The following is a 15,642-nucleotide window of genomic DNA, read 5'->3' on the forward strand; positions in this document are numbered from 1 at the left end:
CACACTAAAAAAGTTGGAGGTGGATCGCCTGACTCGGCGGTCCACCTCCAACTTAATAAAAAATATTCCTCAGCGTCCTATTTTGTAGCAAGGGTATCCGTCTTCAGGTCGGGCGCTCATCCCGATAGATGCACCAACTGTCCCTGCCCCGACGCTTGGACTGATAGAGGGCGTGGTCGGCGCGCTGGTAGAGAACCTCAAAGGTCTGTCCATGCGCGGGACAAAGCGAAGCTCCCACGCTGCAGGTAATATGGATCTGGGGGAATTCGGGGATCTGGAGACGGTGGAACTGGAGCCGTAGCCGCTCCAGGTTCCGCTCCACCGCACCCGGGTCCCGGATATCCCGCATAAGGACCATGAATTCGTCGCCCCCCATGCGGCCGATAATATCCCCCTGCCGGAAGTGGCTCTGCAAGATCGCGGCGGCCTGGCGGAGGACTTCATCCCCGACCTGGTGTCCCCAGGTGTCGTTGACATGCTTGAAGTGATCCAGATCCAGCATCAGAAGAGCGCCGTTGCATCCCCCGTCCGCCAGCCAGTCGGTGATGGATTCCCGGGTACCGGCCTGATTCATCAGGCCGGTGAGAGGGTCGCTCTGGGCGCGCCGGAGCAGGGCACGCCGCTCCAGGAAGCTGCTCCTGAGCAGATACCACAGCAGAACTGCCATTCCCACCAGGAAGGCGGCGGTGAGGATCACCTCGTATTGATGGATGAAGCGGTAATCCTCCAGCGCCTGGTCGGTGGAGACGACGTAGCACGTCATCCAGCCGTTCCCCATCCCGGACGGCTCGTAGACCAGATAGCGGAGATCACTGCCGCGGGAGAGAAGAGAGTAGCCGCTTGTTCCGGACTGGAAATCGTCCCTGATCTGCTCCATGGAGTTGCCTGAGTGCACCTCCATACGGCTATAGTACTGAAAAAAGTCGGAATTTTCCTCTATGGAGATCCTGGGGTCAATGGAGACCATGCTGCCCTCTGTGGTGACGATAAAGGAATATCCGGTGCCGGAGTAGGGAAATTGGCTGAGGCTGCCCAGGTCATAGGCGCCGCCCAGCACACCCAGAACGCGGTGGGCGTGATCCCGGACCGGCACGGCCAGCACGACCTTATTGCTGCCGTCCAAAGAGCTCTCCAAGGGATCGCTGACTGCGCGATGCCCTGCCAGCGCCTGCTGGAAATAGGCCCTCTGGCCCACATGGGTGACAGCGTCATCGCTGGAATAGCCGGTGCCATCCGGCGTGATCAGCATCGTACGGGAGAATTCTCCGCCCCGTATGGCGGATTGGAGCAGGTCGAGATTGTCCGAGGCGAGCAGCGACTCCTGCCGCCCCATATGGTCGGCCAGAGATTCGAGCGTGGAAAACTGGATGTCCAGCATGGAACGGAAATGATAGCACTGCCTCTGCACATTGGAGCGCAGGGACTGGAGCGTGTTTTTCTCAATCGCATTGCCGACCTGCCAGAAAAAAAGACCCAAGCAAACGGCCAGATAACAGAGGAAGAGGATCAGAACAGGCAGGTAGCGGATCAGTCCGCGCCGGCGAGCGTCTTTCAAAACAAGCCCTCCCCACATGATGATATGTGCCGCACTTTTCTGATAAGAATTGTCAATATTATACCATATATATCCGCACATGGGAATCGAGATTATCGCAAAGATCATAGAATAATCTACAGAATCCCCGTTTCCGTCGGAGAGGGGGAAGAAAAAAGGAAACGTTGAAATCCAAAGATTTCAACGTTTCCTTTTTTTGTGGAGATAAGCGGGATCGAACAGCTGACCTCTTGAATGCCATTCAAGCGCTCTCCCGATACAAGCGTGTACATACCCCTCTAAACCGGGTCAAAAGAGCGCTTCAATATGCGGGACACCCTACCAAAACCCGAAAACCTATCGGCTCTTTTCTTGAAACTCATTATAGCCGTGGCAAGCCCGCATATCAAGCAAATATTCTTTGATGGGGAGAGGGTCTGCATGATAATTTGCTTTAAGCGTTCCAAAATGATTTTGGCCACGATTGTTGTACTTTTGATTATTCCAGCGATCATGGCCGTTTCCAAACATATATGTCCCGAAGATACCGCAAAGGCTGTCTCAACGGTTTTTGAAAATCAGGCAACGAGCGATAAAGCGCTGGTCTATCTGTTCATGGATAGAATACAGGAGCAGAGCGACGAGTTCTATGCGCCCTACTATACCATTAGTTCTACCATCGCTTATTATTTCGCATCTGTAAAAGAAGTGAGAGAGGATGGCGCAAACCTTTATATTACATTTTCTACGTTACCATACATCGGCCCCCATGATACGATGGGAGAAGATGAAATTATGTTCCTTATAAATCACTCCGGGGAAATCGCTCCCGCAGGATTAAGACATCTGAGAAACTATCCATTACCGGATAACCTCGCCAATATAGCGCGAGGGCCGCTGCCCCCAATCACAAATGATTAGGTAGGTTTCCGCCGCCTGGAAAAGGAAGAGATCGTCTCTCTCATTCTGCCCAATCTTCGCCCGTTCAAAAAACATCTCCTGGGCGTTCGCACTGCTGCTGCAAATTTGCAGTTGAATTTTACAACAAATTAGGATATACTATTCGCGAAAGGAGCTGATAGCTATGCCAAACATTAAACCCATCTCTGACCTCCGCAATTATACCGAGGTACTGCACGATGTGGCCGTAGGTGCTCCTGTCTTTCTGACAAAGAACGGGCGCGGCAGATACGCCATTGTGGATATGCACGACTATGAAAAGACACAGGCAACCCTCAAGCTGATGAATGAACTTGCCAAGGGCCGCAAGTCCGGCGAGGAAAAGGGGTGGTTGACTTTGGAGGCCGTAGAGGAACATCTCGGGATCGCGCATGAATAATTTGTATTTGTCTCCCGAGGCGCAGGACGATCTTTCTGAAATCAAAGCATATATCGCAGAGGATCTGGAAAATCCACAGGCTGCGCTTTCCACGGTTACAAAGATCACTAAGACCATCCGTATGCTGCAAGAGCACGCGCTGATCGGTGTGCCTCTTTCCGCTATCGCTGATGTCAACAGCGATTACCGCTATCTTATCAGCGGCAGCTACATGATCTTTTACCGAGTGACTGGCAAAGACGTTTTCATTGATCGAGTGCTGTATGGCCGTCGCGATTATCTGCGTATCCTGTTCGGTGATATAGCCGAAGATGAAATATCACAATTATAGCATTCTATATTTTTTAGGGGTATGGCTCGGCCGCCTGTATAACAGGCAGCCGAGCCATACCCCTAATTAAAACCATATAAAAAACAAAGAAAAAGCACCAAAACCTCACGATTTCAGTGCTTTTTGGTGGAGATAAGCGGGATCGAACCGCTGACCTCTTGAATGCCATTCAAGCGCTCTCCCAGCTGAGCTATACCCCCGAACCGCTGTCTATACGGACCAATGACCCGTGACAGCGAAATATATTTTAATATATCAAAAGAAAAATGTCAATACAAAATTTCCTGCCTGCCGAAATTTTTTAAAGGATGTCTCAGAGGCAGGCCATGTCCGACCGCTGAGGGGCTCCGGGTGAACGACAATATCACTCTTTGGCCGCGGGCGTTTCTCCGATATATACCTGAGGTTCCATATTGACCTTGATACGGTACTTTTTCAGCTTGTATTGCAAGGTCCGGCGGGAGACCCCAAGCTGCTCGGCGGCCAGGCTCCGATTGCCGCCGCTGCGGTAGAGGGCGGACACGATGTCGTTCAGCTCCTTCTCTTCCGACTGGGAGAGTGACAGGCTGCTGACTTTGGGTTTGCGGTCAAGCCGGCTCAAATTGGCGTCGGCTCCGAACATCTCCGGCGGAATGGTGTGTATCTCTCCGGAAAAATCGCTGCTGGTAATGACCAACCGCTCGATGAAGTTTTTCAGCTCCCGGACATTGCCGGGCCAGTCATAATGCTCCAGCGTCTGGTAGGCGGTGGGGGAGAGGGTCTTGGTTTTCCCATATCGCTTGAAGGCGCGGGAAAGAAAGTGCTTGCACAGCGGAATGATATCTCCTGTGCGCTCCCGCAGGGGAGGAATGGTCAGCGGCATGACGTTCAGACGGTAATAGAGGTCCACCCGGAAGGCGCCGTCCTGGATGCAGGTGGTCAGGTCGGCATTCGTGGCGGCGATGATACGGAAGTCGATGTTTTTCCCCTTCAGAGCGCCGATCCGCTTCACCTGCTGGGTCTCCAGTACGCGGAGCAGCTTGCCCTGGAGCGCCAAGGGCATAGAGTTTATCTCGTCCAGAAAAAGGGTCCCGCCGTCGGCGATCTCGATGAGGCCCCGCTTGCCGGAGGCGTTTGCGCCGGTAAAAGCCCCTTTCTCATAACCGAAGAGCTCGGCTTCCAGCAGATGCTCCGGCAGGGAAGCACAGTCCACGACCACCATGTCGCTCTCCCAGCGGGAGCTGTTGTTGTGGATGAAATTGGCCAGGACCTCCTTGCCGGTACCGGATTCACCCGTGATCAGAACGGGAACATCCGTGGCGGCGATCACTTTTGCGGTGTCGAGCAGCCGCTGCATCTCCCCGCTGCCGTAAATGACCTGCGCCTGATACTTCTTGGAGGAGCTCATATCGTAGGTGATGTTGGACTCCCGCTGGGCAGTGTTGTACTTGGTATGAAAATCGTTGAGATCCACAAAGGTGCTGACGACATTGGCAATATTTCCAAATTCATCAAGGATGGGAATGGCGGTGACCAGCTTGTCGTAGCTGCTGTCATCACGGCCGTGATAGGTGTGCTGGATGGCGGTGGCCGGCCTCTTGGTCTTTACCGCCTTGTCGAACAGACAGATGTTGCTCACCTTGGAGCGATAGATGTCGTAGGTGTTGAAGTGCTGGAAGTCCTCGTACGTGTAATAGCTGAATTTGAGATGGGTCGCGTTGACAAACTGAACCCAGCCATCCTTGTCGTAGACCACAATGCCGACATCTACATTGTCCAGCAGGCTCTTGTCAAAAGAGAACGGCAATTGGAGGCACCCCCTTTTCAGAATTGCGGCGAATGACACGGCACTACCCAAAAGTATACGAGCAGATGTGGTTAAAATCAACAAAAACTTTATTTGCAGTGAGACGGAACATGGAATAAATTTAATTTTTGCGCAGAAGGTGCAAGAATTGGCTGCACTTACTGCGCAAAGAAAGAGACTGCCAAGAAAAAACGGTTGCGCATTGTGTGCAATTCAAAGAAAAAAGCGTCAATAAATGGAGGGAAATGGGTTAAATTTTGGGAAAAAACGGCAAAAAAGGGGCAAAATAAACTAAAACAGCAATAATAAAGTTGGCATGAGTTTTGCAGTAAGAAAAAGACAGAGGGGACACGCCTGTGAAAGACGGCGCGGCCCTGCGAAGGGAGGAGGAGGAGAGGCACCCTGTCGGAAATGTATGACCCCAAGAAAGAGAGCATGGAAAAGAGATTTTGGAAAGGAAGTGTAGGTAATATGTCTATCCAGGAAAGCAAGGCAGAAAAAATGCTGGGCATCTTTTTTGTCGTCTTGGGTATTCTGCTGGTTGTCGCCATCATTCCCTGGCAGATCGCGGCCGTTGAAACAGAGTGGTACAATGCCCCCCGGTTTTTCCCCTATGTGATTTCCGGGCTCATGATTTTGCTGGGTGTTCTCCTGTCCTGGTCTGGAGCAAAAAAGAAAAACATGGAGGGGCAAGAGACATACAGTATCTCCAAGAACGGGCTGATGTCCGTAGTTGTCACGCTGCTCCTGATCTGCATCTATGTGGGCGCGCTCCATTTCATCCCCTATCTGCCCTGCACCATCGTGGCACTAGGGGCGCTGATGTGGTTCTTTGGCCAGCGGGATCTCCGCAAGCTCATCCCCATTGCGGTCATTCTGCCCGTCATTGTCTACTTCGGATTCACCGAGCTGCTCAAGCTGAGACTGCCGTAAGAAGGGAGGAACCACATCTATTATGGATCTATTTGCACTAATGGGCCAGGCATTCCTTTCGGTCCTTGCCCCGGAAAACCTGCTCTACTTGGTGGGCGGTGTTATCATTGGCCTGATCATGGGCGCCATTCCTGGCCTTACCGCTACCATGGCCATCGCCCTGATCATTCCGTTTACGTATTATCTCACCCCCACCCAGTCCCTCATCATGCTGCTGGCCGCCTATAACGCCGGCACCTTCGGCGGCTCTATGTCGGCCATCCTCATCGGCACCCCCGGTACCCCTGCCGCCGCCGCCACCGTGGCCGACGGCTATGCACTGGGGAAACAGGGGAAAGCGGGGAAGGCCATTAAGACGGCGCTTTTCTCTTCGGCTTTCGGATGCCTCTTCTCCAGCATCGTGCTGATGTTCGTGGCCCAGCCCATCGCCAAATATGCCCTGAACTTCGGTCCTGCTGAGTATACGATTCTGATGCTCTTCGCTCTCACGATTATCGCTTCGGCGGCGGGCAAGTCAATGATCAAGGGCCTGCTGGGCGGCTGTCTGGGCCTCCTCTTCGGTTGCATCGGCCTGGATCAGGGTTTTACCACGCCTCGCCTGACCTTCGGTATTCTGAAGCTGACCTCCGGCGTTGACCTGGTGGTCATGATGATCGGTATTTTGGCTATGTCCCAGATCCTCCACTCCGTGGAGAGCACCGGACTGGGCAACGCCCGACCCAACCTGCCGCCCCCCGCCTGTAAAGATGACGATCGTATGACCCTGAAGGAGGCAAAATCCTTCCTGCCCCACTGGCTGCGGTCCTCCGCGCTGGGCTGCGGCATTGGCGCCCTGCCGGGCCTTGGGCCCGCGCTGGCCTGCTACATCGGCTATGACGTGGGCAAAAAGTTCTCCAAGCATCCCGAGAAATTCGGAAAGGGTTCTACCGAGGGCGTGGCCTGTTCCGAGTCGGCCAACAACGCCGTCTGCGGCGCCAACATGATTCCTCTGCTGGCATTGGGCGTCCCCGGTGATACCGGCGCCGCCATCCTCATGGGCGCGTTCATGGTGCAGGGTTTGACGCCGGGCCCCCTGGTATTCATGGAATCTCCCGACACGGTGTATAACGTCTACGCCGGACTGATCCTCTGCAATATCGCGCTGGTGGTGGTTGCACTGCTGACATGGCGCGGGTTCAAGGCGATCTGCTCCGTGAGCACCTCCATCATTTTCCCCTGTGTCTGCCTGTTCTGTGTGGTGGGCGTGTATGCCCTGAGCAGCAGCCTGGTGGATGTGTGGGTCATGCTGTTCTTCTCCGTGGTAGGCTATATCCTCACGAAGTTCAAGTTCCCGCTGCCCACTGTGATCATCGGCTTTATCCTCTCGCCCCTCTTTGAGAAAAACTTCCGTCGGGCTCTGGTCCTTGGCCATGGCGACCCCGCCATGTTCTTCTCCTCTCCTCTGTGCATTGCCTTCTGGGCGGTCACCATCGTTGCCGTGGTCCTGATCCTCCGTGGCAAGCGGAAGGACAAGAATCTCCAGGACGGCCTGTAAGCCGGCGAAGACAGAATGAAGTTATTTTTGACCGTAAGGGAGAATCATTGATGAAAAGCAAAAAACTCATTATCACCGCGGCACTCTGCGGGGCGGGCACCATGAAATCCCAGACGCCCTATGTGCCCGTCACACCCGAGGAGATCGCCGCCGACGCTGTGGCCTGCGCCAAGGCCGGCGCCTCCGTCATCCACATCCACGTCCGGGACGACGAGGGCAAGAATACCATGGAGACCGAGCGCTTCTGCCACGTGGTCAACCTGGTCCGGGAGGAGCTGGCCAAGGCCAATCTGGACGCCGTCCTCAACCTCACCTCCTCCGGCTCCAAGTTCTCCGAGGATATGCGCCTTGCCCACCTGCCCATCCTCAAGCCGGAGATGTGCTCCTACGACCCCGGCTCCATGAACTGGGCCAACAGCTACATCTTTGCCAACAGCCCCTCCTTCCTGGAGCGCCTGGGCACCCTCTGCCAGAAGGAGGCCATCAAGCCTGAGTGCGAGGTCTTTGACGGCGGCATGATGGGCAACATCGAATATTACATGAAGAAGGGCTTTTTGAGCTCACCCATCCACTATCAATTCGTGCTGGGCGTGTCGGGCGGCATGCCGGGCAACGCCGACTCGCTGGCCTATCTGCTGCCCAAGATGCTCCCCGGCTCCACCTGGTCCATCACGGGCATCGGCAGGGACCATCTGCCCTGCATGCTACTGGGCCTGGCCGAGGGCTGCGACGGCCTGCGGGTGGGTCTGGAGGACAATATCTTCCTGGAGAAGGGCGTCCTGGCCACCAACGCGCAGCTGGTGGAGCGGGCCTGCAAACTGGTGGAGCTGGCCGGCCGCACCATCGCCACCGCCGCCGACGCCCGGGAGCTTCTGGGTCTGACGAAACATGTCTGAGGAGGGACCGGTCATGATACAGCGAATCGCCGTGATGGGCGCGGGATCTCTGGGCACGATCCTGGGGGCTTATCTCTCAAAGGCCGGCAGGGACGTGGTGCTGATCGACGCCTATCAAGCGCATGTGGACGCCCTGAATCAAAACGGCGCCCATATTACCGGCGCGGTGGAGATGACGGTGCCCGTGAAGGCCATTACCCCGGAGCAGATGGAAGGGCAATATGACCTGTTCTTCTATCTGGCTAAGCAGACCTACAATGATGTGGCCATTCCTCAAATGATGGCCCATATGGGCGAGGGGAGCGTCATCTGTACGGGACAGAACGGACTGCCGGAACGGGCGGTCAGCAAGGCGGTGGGGGTCCACAGGACCCTCGGTTCCCCCGTGGGATGGGGCGCCACTTTCATGGGGCCCGGCTGCTCCGCCCTCACCTCCACCTCGCAAGCCTTCTATCTGGGGACACTGGATGGACAGATCACAGAGAAGCTTCTGGAGGTCAAATCCATTCTGGAGGATATGTGCCCGGTCCATGTGTCGGAGAACCTGATGGGTTACCGCTGGACCAAGCTGCTGGTCAACTGCACCTTCAGCGGACTTTCGGCCAGCTTTGGCTGCACCTTTGGCGATGTGCTGGACGATCCGAGAGCGGTCCGCCTGGCCGTAAAACTGGGTGCGGAGTGCATTGCTGTGGCCAAGGGCTGCGGGGTCAGGATGGAGCCCCACTCTCTGGCGGGAGACTTGGATCAGGTCTTCGTCTGGGGGGATGAGGATACCATCGCCCGATCCGTGGCAGCGGTCCGGAAGGGCTGGGAGCCCCACCGGAAACTGGTGGCCAGCATGGCCCAGGACCTCGCCCATGGACGCAAGTGCGAGATCGACGCCATCAACGGCGTGGCCAGCGAGTCCGGGGTCGACGCCCATGTGCCCACCCCGATCAATGATATGGTGGTCCATGTGGTAAAGGGCATCCAGGACGGGAAATGGAAGGGCTCCTTCGATAACCTGAAATTCTTCGAGGGGCTCTACTAAGGTTTGTTTGAGCATGGTGCATCCGCTTGAACGACGGGGATTCCGATCCCTGAACGGCCAAACCCAAGTCAACGAGGAGGAAAAAGATGCGTTCAGTCAGAGAGATCATTCTCGCCCGCCGGAGCATCAGACGATACCTGCCCACACCGCTCTCCCGCGAGACGGTGGAGGAACTGCTGGAGGCGGGGAGATACGCACCCAGCGGACATAACAAACAGGCATGGCGCTTTACAGCAATTCTGGACCAGAAGCTTTTGCAGGAACTCAACCAACTGGTCAGAGCCGGGTTCGCGGCGCTGGCGCTTGGGGAAGATGCGCCCAAGGAGCTGCGCGACGCCAAGGCGAAAGCGGAGCGGCAGGGAGAGAGTTATCACTTCACCTATGGCGCACCGTGCCTGATCATTGCCTCCAATGACACCTCAGACCCCAACGCCCAGGCTTCCTGTGCCTGTGCGCTGGAAAATATGTTCCTTGTGGCCTGTGAGATGGGGCTGGGCTCCTGCTGGGTCAATCAGCTCCACTGGCTCAGGGACGATTTGAATCTGCGCAAAAAGCTGGCAGAACTGGGCGTTCCGGAAGCGCACACAATTTGTGGCAGCGGTGTGTTTGGCCATCCGGACGGAAAAGTGCCCGGTGCCCCGACCAGAAAGGAGGGGACGTGGAGCATCATCGGGTGAAAAGCCGGCGGTTCTAAAAAGGAAACACAGATAGAAAGTGGATTGAAAGGAAGGAATATCATGAAGAAATCCCTGATCGCGATTCTCCTGGCCCTTGCAATGGCCCTTCCCATGACTGGCTGCAGCAGCAGCGCAAAGAGCACGCCTACCCCCGTCCCTGCAGACACCTCCGCCCCTGCGGATACCACCCCAGCCGACGAGGGCACCACTGCCCCCGAGGGCTATCCTGACGGCCCCATCTCTATGCTGGTAGGCTATACAGCCGGCGGCGGAAGCGACTTGGCTATGCGTACCTTTGACGAATTCCTCTCTCCCCTGATCGGCGAGCCTCTCACGGTCAGCAACCTCCCCGGCGGAGGCGCCACCGTGGCCGTGGCTCAGCTGCAAAACAGCAAAGCCGATGGCCAGACCATCGGCTTGGTGACCCTGTCCACCCAGTCCGTCAGCCCCTATTCCCTGGACCTGCCTTACACCATTGAAGACTTTGAATATCTGGGCGCTTTCGGCGCGTACACCTATGCCCTGCTGGTTCCCGCCGACTCTCCCTATCAGGACTTTGACGATCTGCTGGAGGCTACCAAGAGCGCACCGGTCCAGGTGTCCTATACCTCTAACCTCCACGAGATGCTGGCCCGCAAGATTGTGGCGGCTACTGAGGCTGATCTGGATACCGTGTACTACTCCTCCACCTCCGATGCCATTACCGACCTGCTGGGCGGCTTCATCCCCGTGGCTCTGGGCGATATCGCCTCCTATTCCTCCTATGTGACTTCGGGACAGCTCCGCGTGCTGGCCAGCTGCTCCGACGACCGCTGGCCTGTGGCCGAGGATGTCCCCACCTTGGTGGAGATGGGCTACGAGGGAGCTGCCATGAGCTCTTACCTGGGTCTCGCTGTGCCCAAGGGCACCGACCCTGCCATCGTCTCCTACCTCAGCGATCTTGTTTATCAGGTCGCCAGTGATCCTACTTTCCAGGACCGCCTGTTTGAGGTGACCAAGCTGCAATCCCTGGCCTATACCGGCGAGGAGATCAAGGCCATCTTCGAGCAGGTCTACGACGAGGCCGCCGAAATCTACGGCCCTATTGACTAACTTTTCCTCCATTTATTCCAACCTGCAAAGGCGGGCGCCGATATCGGCGCCCGCCTTTGCAGGTTTTCAGGAGAGAGGAAAAACGCGCGGGCCGGTCCCACCGGGAGCCAGCAATCAAAGATGTGCAAAAACGAATAAAAACGGAACACCCGTTGAAATCATAGTGATTTCAACGGGTGTTCCGTTTGGTGGAGATAAGCGGGATCGAACCGCTGACCTCTTGAATGCCATTCAAGCGCTCTCCCAGCTGAGCTATACCCCCAAAAAGCTGACCCTGCTCCAGAACAAGATGTCCTGCACAGAACATGTATTATTCTACCATCGGGCGATGAGCTTGTCAACAGAAAAATTTATTTTTCGGAGGGAAAATGCGGCGGCATAGAAATTTGAACATCAAACAAGATTGTGCAAGTTAACGGTTGACATTTTCTAGGATTCTGGTAAAATATCGATTAAATTATTTTAGTTAAATATATTTAATTAAAATAATAAAAACTAACCCGCGTGTTGCGAAAGGAGCGCATGACAATGTTTGAACAAATAAAAGCTGTGATCTTGGATTCTTTGAGCTGTGAGCCTGAAGATATCACGATGGAGGCCAGGCTGGTGGAGGATCTGGAGGCAGACTCTCTGGATGCCGTGGAGCTGAACATGGCGCTGGAGGAGGCCCTGGGATACTCTGTGGCGGACGAGGAGCTTCAAAATATGAAAACAGTGGGCGATATTGTCCGCTATCTGGAAACCCATCAGAGCTAAGACTTAAGACTCACGTGTGACGATTGCCTTGACGATCCGGCAGCGGACCGGGCCCTTTCGCTGGGACTGGAGCAAGTCCTGCGGGAGGGGGATTTTGCACAGAAAAGGTACGAAAAATTTCGCGGGATGGGCGCGCCCCGGTCCCGTAGGGAGGCCCCATGAGAGGATTGAAGATGATATCCACCGGTCGCTGTCTGCCCCGGCGGAGTGTGACCAACAAGGACATGAGCGAGCTGGTGGAGACCAACGATGAGTGGATTTTTTCACGGACAGGCATCCGGACCCGGCGATTTTGCGGAGAGGAGACGGCAGCGGACCTTTCGGCCGGTGCGGCCCAACAGGCGATGGAGCGGGCAGGTATCCGTCCGGAAGAGCTGGGAGCTTGTGTGGTATGCACGATCACACCGGATTATCTGGCCCCCAGTGAGGCCTGCCTGCTCCAGCGGCGGCTGGGGCTCCCGGAAGACATCCCCTGTTTTGACCTGAATGCGGGGTGCACCGGGTTTCTCTATGGGCTCCAGGTGATCCGGGGGCTGCTGTTGCAGAGCCCGAGGCGCTATGCACTGCTGGTCGGTGCGGAGGTGCTCAGCCGAATCACCGACTTTGCGGATCGGAGCACCTGCGTCCTCTTCGGGGACGGAGCCGGCGCGGCGGTGCTCACGCTGGAGGAACAGGCAGCCTGGGCCAGTACCTTGGGCGCCAGGGTAGAGGAAGAGGCCATCCTCGTGCCGGGTCCCGGACAGGAAGCACGCCCCTACATCAAGATGGACGGGCAGAAGGTGTTCCGCTTTGCGGTGGAGGCCATCCCCCGCTGTATCGGAGAGCTGTTGGGGCGGACAGGACTGGAACTGGAGGACATCGACTGGTTCGTGCCTCACCAGGCCAACCGCCGGATCATCGATCATGTGGCAAAAAAGCTGCGCCTCCCGGAGGGCCGTTTTTATCAGAATATGGAGCGCTATGGAAATACCTCGGCGGCCAGTATTCCCATTGCCCTGGATGAGATGGCGGAGTCCGGCCTGCTGCTGCGGGGCCAGAAGGTCATGTGCATCGGATTTGGCGCGGGCCTTACCTGGGGCGGCGCGCTGCTGGAATGGTAAGTAAGGAGAAAAGACGATGACGAGACTCAATGAGCTGCTGGGTACGGAATTCCCCATTGTTCAGGGCGGTATGGCCAATATTGCCACCGCCGAATTTGCCGCCGCCGTCTCTAACACCGGTGCCCTGGGACTCATCGGCGGAGGCGGCATGGATGCGGCGGGCTTTCGGGAGAGCATACGCAGGTGCAGGACCCTGACGGACCGTCCCTTTGGCGTGAATATCATGCTGATGCACCCACAGGCGGAGGAGATGGCGGATATCGCAGCGGAGGAGCGGGTGGCGGTGATCACCACCGGCGCGGGGAATCCGGCACGCTTCATCCCGCGCTGGAAGGAGTCCGGCGCCAAGGTGTTTCCGGTGGTGGCTGCGGTGGCGCTGGCCCGGCTGGTGGAGCGCGCCGGCGCGGACGGGGTCATCGCCGAGGGCACCGAGTCCGGCGGACATGTGGGGGAGCTCACCACAATGGCTCTGGTCCCGCAGGTTTGCGACGCGGTGGGCATCCCGGTGGTGGCCGCCGGAGGCATCGCGGACGCCCGTCAGCTCCTGGCGGCCTATGCTCTGGGAGCCTGCGGCGCCCAGGTGGGCACCTGCCTGCTGGTGAGTGAGGAATGCCCCATCCACCCCAATTATAAAGAGGCCGTGCTGAAGGCGAAGGACAGCGGTACGGTGGTGACGGGCCGCATCGGCGGTACGCCGGTGCGCATTTTGAAAAACGCCATGGCCCGGGCCTATGTGGCTAGGGAACGGGAGGGCGCGGCCAAGATGGAGCTGGAGCAGTTTACCTTGGGCAGCCTGCGCCGGGCCGTCTTCGAGGGAGATGTGAAAAACGGCAGCCTGATGGCGGGACAGGTGTCCGGCATGCTTCGGGAGATCCGCCCTTTGCGGGCCATCCTGGAGGAGCTGTGTGGCGGCTGCGGCGCCCACCTGCGGGAATTGGAACAGGAGGTTTTCTCATGAAAGTGGCTTTTCTGTATGCGGGACAGGGCACCCAGCACCCGGGGATGGGGCGGGATCTCTATGAGACCTATCCCGCCTTTCGCTCTGTATTTGAAAGCGCCAAAGTGGATTTCGATCTGGAAAAGGTCTGTTTTGAGGGCCCGGACGAGACTCTGAATCAAACCCAGTATACCCAGCCCTGTATGGTGGCCTTTGCCACCGGCGTGACGGAGGTATTACAGGAGAAGGGCGTCCGGCCTTCCGTGACCGCAGGGCTCAGCCTGGGCGAGTACTCTGCCCTGCACGCCTCTGGAGTGCTGGACCCGGCCACTGCTATCGAGCTGGTGGCGTTCCGGGGAAAGGCCATGGCGGAAGCGGTCCAGGGGCGCCCCAGTGCCATGGCGGCCATTTTTATGCTGGGAAGGGAGGCGCTCCAGGCCTGCTGTGACGCGGCCTCCCATCTAGGGGTGGCCGAGATCGCCAACCTCAACTGCCCCGGACAGATCGTCATCGGGGGAGACGCCCTGGCTGTGGAAGAGGCGGGACGTCTGGCACTGGAGGCGGGTGCCAGACGTGTGATCCCCCTCAAAGTGAGCGGACCCTTCCACACCTCGCTGATGGCGCCGGCGGGCAGGGCCCTGGAGGAGCGGCTGAAGGGAGTGGAGTTCGGGCCCATGGAGGTGCCCACGCTCTTTAACTGCCTGGGAGGTCCCATGCGGGAGGGAGATACCATCCCAGGCCTTCTGGTGCGGCAGGTGCAGAACAGCGTCCACATGGAGGACAGCATTCGCTTCCTGGAGGCCCAGGGGGTGGACACCGTGGTGGAGATCGGGCCCGGTAAGGCGCTCTCCGGCTTTGTAAAAAAGACAGCCAAGGGAATCAAGACCTATGCGGTAGAGACGGCAGAGGACCTGGAACATGTCGTCTCCGTCCTGAAAGGAGCGTGACCCATGGAGCTGGAAGGGAAAGCGGCGCTGGTCACCGGCGGCAGCCGCGGCATTGGAAGGGCGGTCTGCCTGGAGCTGGCCCGGCGCGGCGCATGTGTGGCCGTGAATTATGCGGGAAACGCGGCGGCAGCGGAGGAGACTGTGGAGTCCTGCAAAGCGATGGGAGTGGATGCCTTTTCCGTACAGGCCGACGTGGCGGATGCCGCGGCCTGTGACGCCATGGTCAAAGAGGTGGTGTCCCGGTTTGGGCGGCTAGATATCCTGGTCAACAACGCCGGGATTACCCGGGACGGCCTGATGCCCATGCTGAAGGATGCCGACTGGGATGCGGTGCTGGACGCCAATCTAAAGGGGGCGTTTCACTGCATGCGGGCGGCTTACCGGCCCATGATGAAACAGAAATACGGACGTGTGGTGAATCTCTCCAGTATTGTGGGCCTGCGGGGCAACGCGGGACAGGCCAACTACGCCGCCAGCAAGGCGGGGCTCATCGGCCTTACCAAGTCCATGGCCAAAGAGCTGGCCGGACGGAACGTCACGGTAAACGCGGTGGCCCCCGGTTTTATCGATACCGATATGACAGCGGCGCTCCCCGAAAAGGCGCGGGAGTCCATGCTGGCCTCCATCCCCATGGGGAGATTGGGCCAGGGGGAGGACGTGGCGAAGGCGGTGGCCTTTTTCGCAGGGGACGGGGCCGGATATGTGACGGGACAGGTCCTCTGTGTGGACGGCGGCATGGCCGTATAAATA

Annotated in this window: 16 protein-coding genes and 2 tRNA genes; 14 read left to right on the plus strand and 4 right to left on the minus strand. The window is 57.4% G+C overall.

Annotated elements, in window-relative coordinates; translation table 11 throughout:
- Positions 1–103: 103 nt before the first annotated feature.
- A complete protein-coding gene (locus SRB521_RS04530) occupies positions 104–1,555 on the minus strand; it encodes a GGDEF domain-containing protein (protein ID WP_075704306.1) in 1,452 nt (483 codons plus the stop codon).
- A gap of 306 nt (positions 1,556–1,861) precedes the next feature.
- Between SRB521_RS04530 and SRB521_RS04540 the strand changes: the two genes are divergently transcribed.
- The 3 genes from SRB521_RS04540 (at position 1,862) to SRB521_RS04550 (ending at position 3,204) form a co-directional block, all read left to right on the plus strand.
- Entirely contained in the window at positions 1,862–2,455 is a 594-nt protein-coding gene (locus SRB521_RS04540; protein ID WP_075704305.1) for a DUF3888 domain-containing protein, read from the plus strand.
- Positions 2,456–2,618: 163 nt separating this feature from the next.
- Positions 2,619–2,873: a type II toxin-antitoxin system prevent-host-death family antitoxin gene (locus SRB521_RS04545; RefSeq protein ID WP_075704304.1), complete on the plus strand. Its 255-nt coding sequence runs from the start codon at positions 2,619–2,621 to the stop codon at positions 2,871–2,873.
- Positions 2,866–3,204 (plus strand): type II toxin-antitoxin system RelE/ParE family toxin, encoded by a 339-nt coding sequence (locus SRB521_RS04550; RefSeq protein WP_075704303.1) that lies wholly within the window; start codon positions 2,866–2,868, stop codon positions 3,202–3,204. The genes SRB521_RS04545 and SRB521_RS04550 overlap by 8 nt, the downstream gene beginning before the upstream one ends.
- 124 nt (positions 3,205–3,328) lie before the next feature.
- Here SRB521_RS04550 and SRB521_RS04555 read toward each other — a convergent pair.
- Positions 3,329–3,404: transfer RNA gene (locus SRB521_RS04555), tRNA-Ala, on the minus strand.
- Positions 3,405–3,568: 164 nt separating this feature from the next.
- Positions 3,569–4,990: a sigma-54 interaction domain-containing protein gene (locus SRB521_RS04560; protein WP_083630933.1), complete on the minus strand. Its 1,422-nt coding sequence runs from the start codon at positions 4,988–4,990 to the stop codon at positions 3,569–3,571.
- 471 nt (positions 4,991–5,461) lie between these two features.
- Between SRB521_RS04560 and SRB521_RS04565 the strand changes: the two genes are divergently transcribed.
- From SRB521_RS04565 to SRB521_RS04590, 6 genes are all read left to right on the plus strand, one after another.
- Complete coding sequence (locus SRB521_RS04565; protein ID WP_165366561.1) at positions 5,462–5,923, plus strand: tripartite tricarboxylate transporter TctB family protein; 462 nt, start codon at positions 5,462–5,464, stop codon at positions 5,921–5,923.
- A 22-nt stretch (positions 5,924–5,945) separates the two neighbouring features.
- Complete coding sequence (locus tag SRB521_RS04570) at positions 5,946–7,457, plus strand: tripartite tricarboxylate transporter permease (RefSeq protein WP_083630932.1); 1,512 nt, start codon at positions 5,946–5,948, stop codon at positions 7,455–7,457.
- A gap of 50 nt (positions 7,458–7,507) precedes the next feature.
- Positions 7,508–8,353, plus strand: a complete 846-nt coding sequence (locus SRB521_RS04575; RefSeq protein ID WP_129868782.1) for a beta-keto acid cleavage family enzyme — start codon at positions 7,508–7,510, stop codon at positions 8,351–8,353.
- 13 nt (positions 8,354–8,366) lie between these two features.
- Positions 8,367–9,383 (plus strand): ketopantoate reductase family protein, encoded by a 1,017-nt coding sequence (locus SRB521_RS04580; protein WP_075704299.1) that lies wholly within the window; start codon positions 8,367–8,369, stop codon positions 9,381–9,383.
- A gap of 86 nt (positions 9,384–9,469) precedes the next feature.
- On the plus strand, positions 9,470–10,060 hold the full coding sequence (locus SRB521_RS04585) for a nitroreductase family protein (RefSeq protein ID WP_075704298.1): 591 nt from the start codon (positions 9,470–9,472) through the stop codon (positions 10,058–10,060).
- 60 nt (positions 10,061–10,120) lie between these two features.
- A complete protein-coding gene (locus SRB521_RS04590; protein WP_075704297.1) occupies positions 10,121–11,152 on the plus strand; it encodes a tripartite tricarboxylate transporter substrate binding protein in 1,032 nt (343 codons plus the stop codon).
- A gap of 186 nt (positions 11,153–11,338) precedes the next feature.
- Here the strand turns inward: SRB521_RS04590 and SRB521_RS04595 are convergent.
- A tRNA-Ala gene (locus SRB521_RS04595) sits at positions 11,339–11,414 on the minus strand.
- A 266-nt stretch (positions 11,415–11,680) separates the two neighbouring features.
- Between SRB521_RS04595 and acpP the strand changes: the two genes are divergently transcribed.
- The 5 genes from acpP to fabG all read left to right on the plus strand — a co-directional run bounded on the left by acpP (position 11,681) and on the right by fabG (position 15,639).
- A complete protein-coding gene (acpP, locus tag SRB521_RS04600) occupies positions 11,681–11,908 on the plus strand; it encodes an acyl carrier protein (protein ID WP_371824771.1) in 228 nt (75 codons plus the stop codon).
- Positions 11,909–12,066: 158 nt separating this feature from the next.
- Positions 12,067–13,008: a beta-ketoacyl-ACP synthase III gene (locus SRB521_RS04605; RefSeq protein ID WP_116722523.1), complete on the plus strand. Its 942-nt coding sequence runs from the start codon at positions 12,067–12,069 to the stop codon at positions 13,006–13,008.
- A gap of 16 nt (positions 13,009–13,024) precedes the next feature.
- Positions 13,025–13,966 (plus strand): nitronate monooxygenase, encoded by a 942-nt coding sequence (locus SRB521_RS04610; RefSeq protein ID WP_075704294.1) that lies wholly within the window; start codon positions 13,025–13,027, stop codon positions 13,964–13,966.
- Positions 13,963–14,892, plus strand: a complete 930-nt coding sequence (gene fabD, locus SRB521_RS04615; RefSeq protein WP_116722522.1) for an ACP S-malonyltransferase — start codon at positions 13,963–13,965, stop codon at positions 14,890–14,892. Before SRB521_RS04610 ends, fabD begins: the two co-directional genes overlap by 4 nt.
- A 3-nt stretch (positions 14,893–14,895) precedes the next feature.
- Positions 14,896–15,639 (plus strand): 3-oxoacyl-[acyl-carrier-protein] reductase, encoded by a 744-nt coding sequence (gene fabG, locus SRB521_RS04620; RefSeq protein WP_116722521.1) that lies wholly within the window; start codon positions 14,896–14,898, stop codon positions 15,637–15,639.
- The last annotated feature ends 3 nt before the right edge of the window (positions 15,640–15,642 follow it).

It is taken from the genome of Intestinimonas butyriciproducens (assembly GCF_004154955.1).
Taxonomy (GTDB): domain Bacteria; phylum Bacillota; class Clostridia; order Oscillospirales; family Oscillospiraceae; genus Intestinimonas; species Intestinimonas butyriciproducens.

Bases quoted from the DNA above. Each gene is read 5' to 3' on its own strand.
- SRB521_RS04585 (WP_075704298.1), top strand. From the start codon at position 9,470: ATGCGTTCAGTCAGAGAGATCATTCTCGCCCGCCGGAGCATCAGACGA.
- fabG (WP_116722521.1), top strand. From the start codon at position 14,896: ATGGAGCTGGAAGGGAAAGCGGCGCTGGTCACCGGCGGCAGCCGCGGC.
- SRB521_RS04590 (WP_075704297.1), top strand. From the start codon at position 10,121: ATGAAGAAATCCCTGATCGCGATTCTCCTGGCCCTTGCAATGGCCCTT.
- fabD (WP_116722522.1), top strand. From the start codon at position 13,963: ATGAAAGTGGCTTTTCTGTATGCGGGACAGGGCACCCAGCACCCGGGG.
- acpP (WP_371824771.1), top strand. From the start codon at position 11,681: ATGTTTGAACAAATAAAAGCTGTGATCTTGGATTCTTTGAGCTGTGAG.
- SRB521_RS04540 (WP_075704305.1), top strand. From the start codon at position 1,862: ATGCGGGACACCCTACCAAAACCCGAAAACCTATCGGCTCTTTTCTTG.
- SRB521_RS04545 (WP_075704304.1), top strand. From the start codon at position 2,619: ATGCCAAACATTAAACCCATCTCTGACCTCCGCAATTATACCGAGGTA.
- SRB521_RS04605 (WP_116722523.1), top strand. From the start codon at position 12,067: ATGAGAGGATTGAAGATGATATCCACCGGTCGCTGTCTGCCCCGGCGG.
- SRB521_RS04575 (WP_129868782.1), top strand. From the start codon at position 7,508: ATGAAAAGCAAAAAACTCATTATCACCGCGGCACTCTGCGGGGCGGGC.
- SRB521_RS04610 (WP_075704294.1), top strand. From the start codon at position 13,025: ATGACGAGACTCAATGAGCTGCTGGGTACGGAATTCCCCATTGTTCAG.
- SRB521_RS04580 (WP_075704299.1), top strand. From the start codon at position 8,367: ATGATACAGCGAATCGCCGTGATGGGCGCGGGATCTCTGGGCACGATC.
- SRB521_RS04565 (WP_165366561.1), top strand. From the start codon at position 5,462: ATGTCTATCCAGGAAAGCAAGGCAGAAAAAATGCTGGGCATCTTTTTT.
- SRB521_RS04570 (WP_083630932.1), top strand. From the start codon at position 5,946: ATGGATCTATTTGCACTAATGGGCCAGGCATTCCTTTCGGTCCTTGCC.
- SRB521_RS04550 (WP_075704303.1), top strand. From the start codon at position 2,866: ATGAATAATTTGTATTTGTCTCCCGAGGCGCAGGACGATCTTTCTGAA.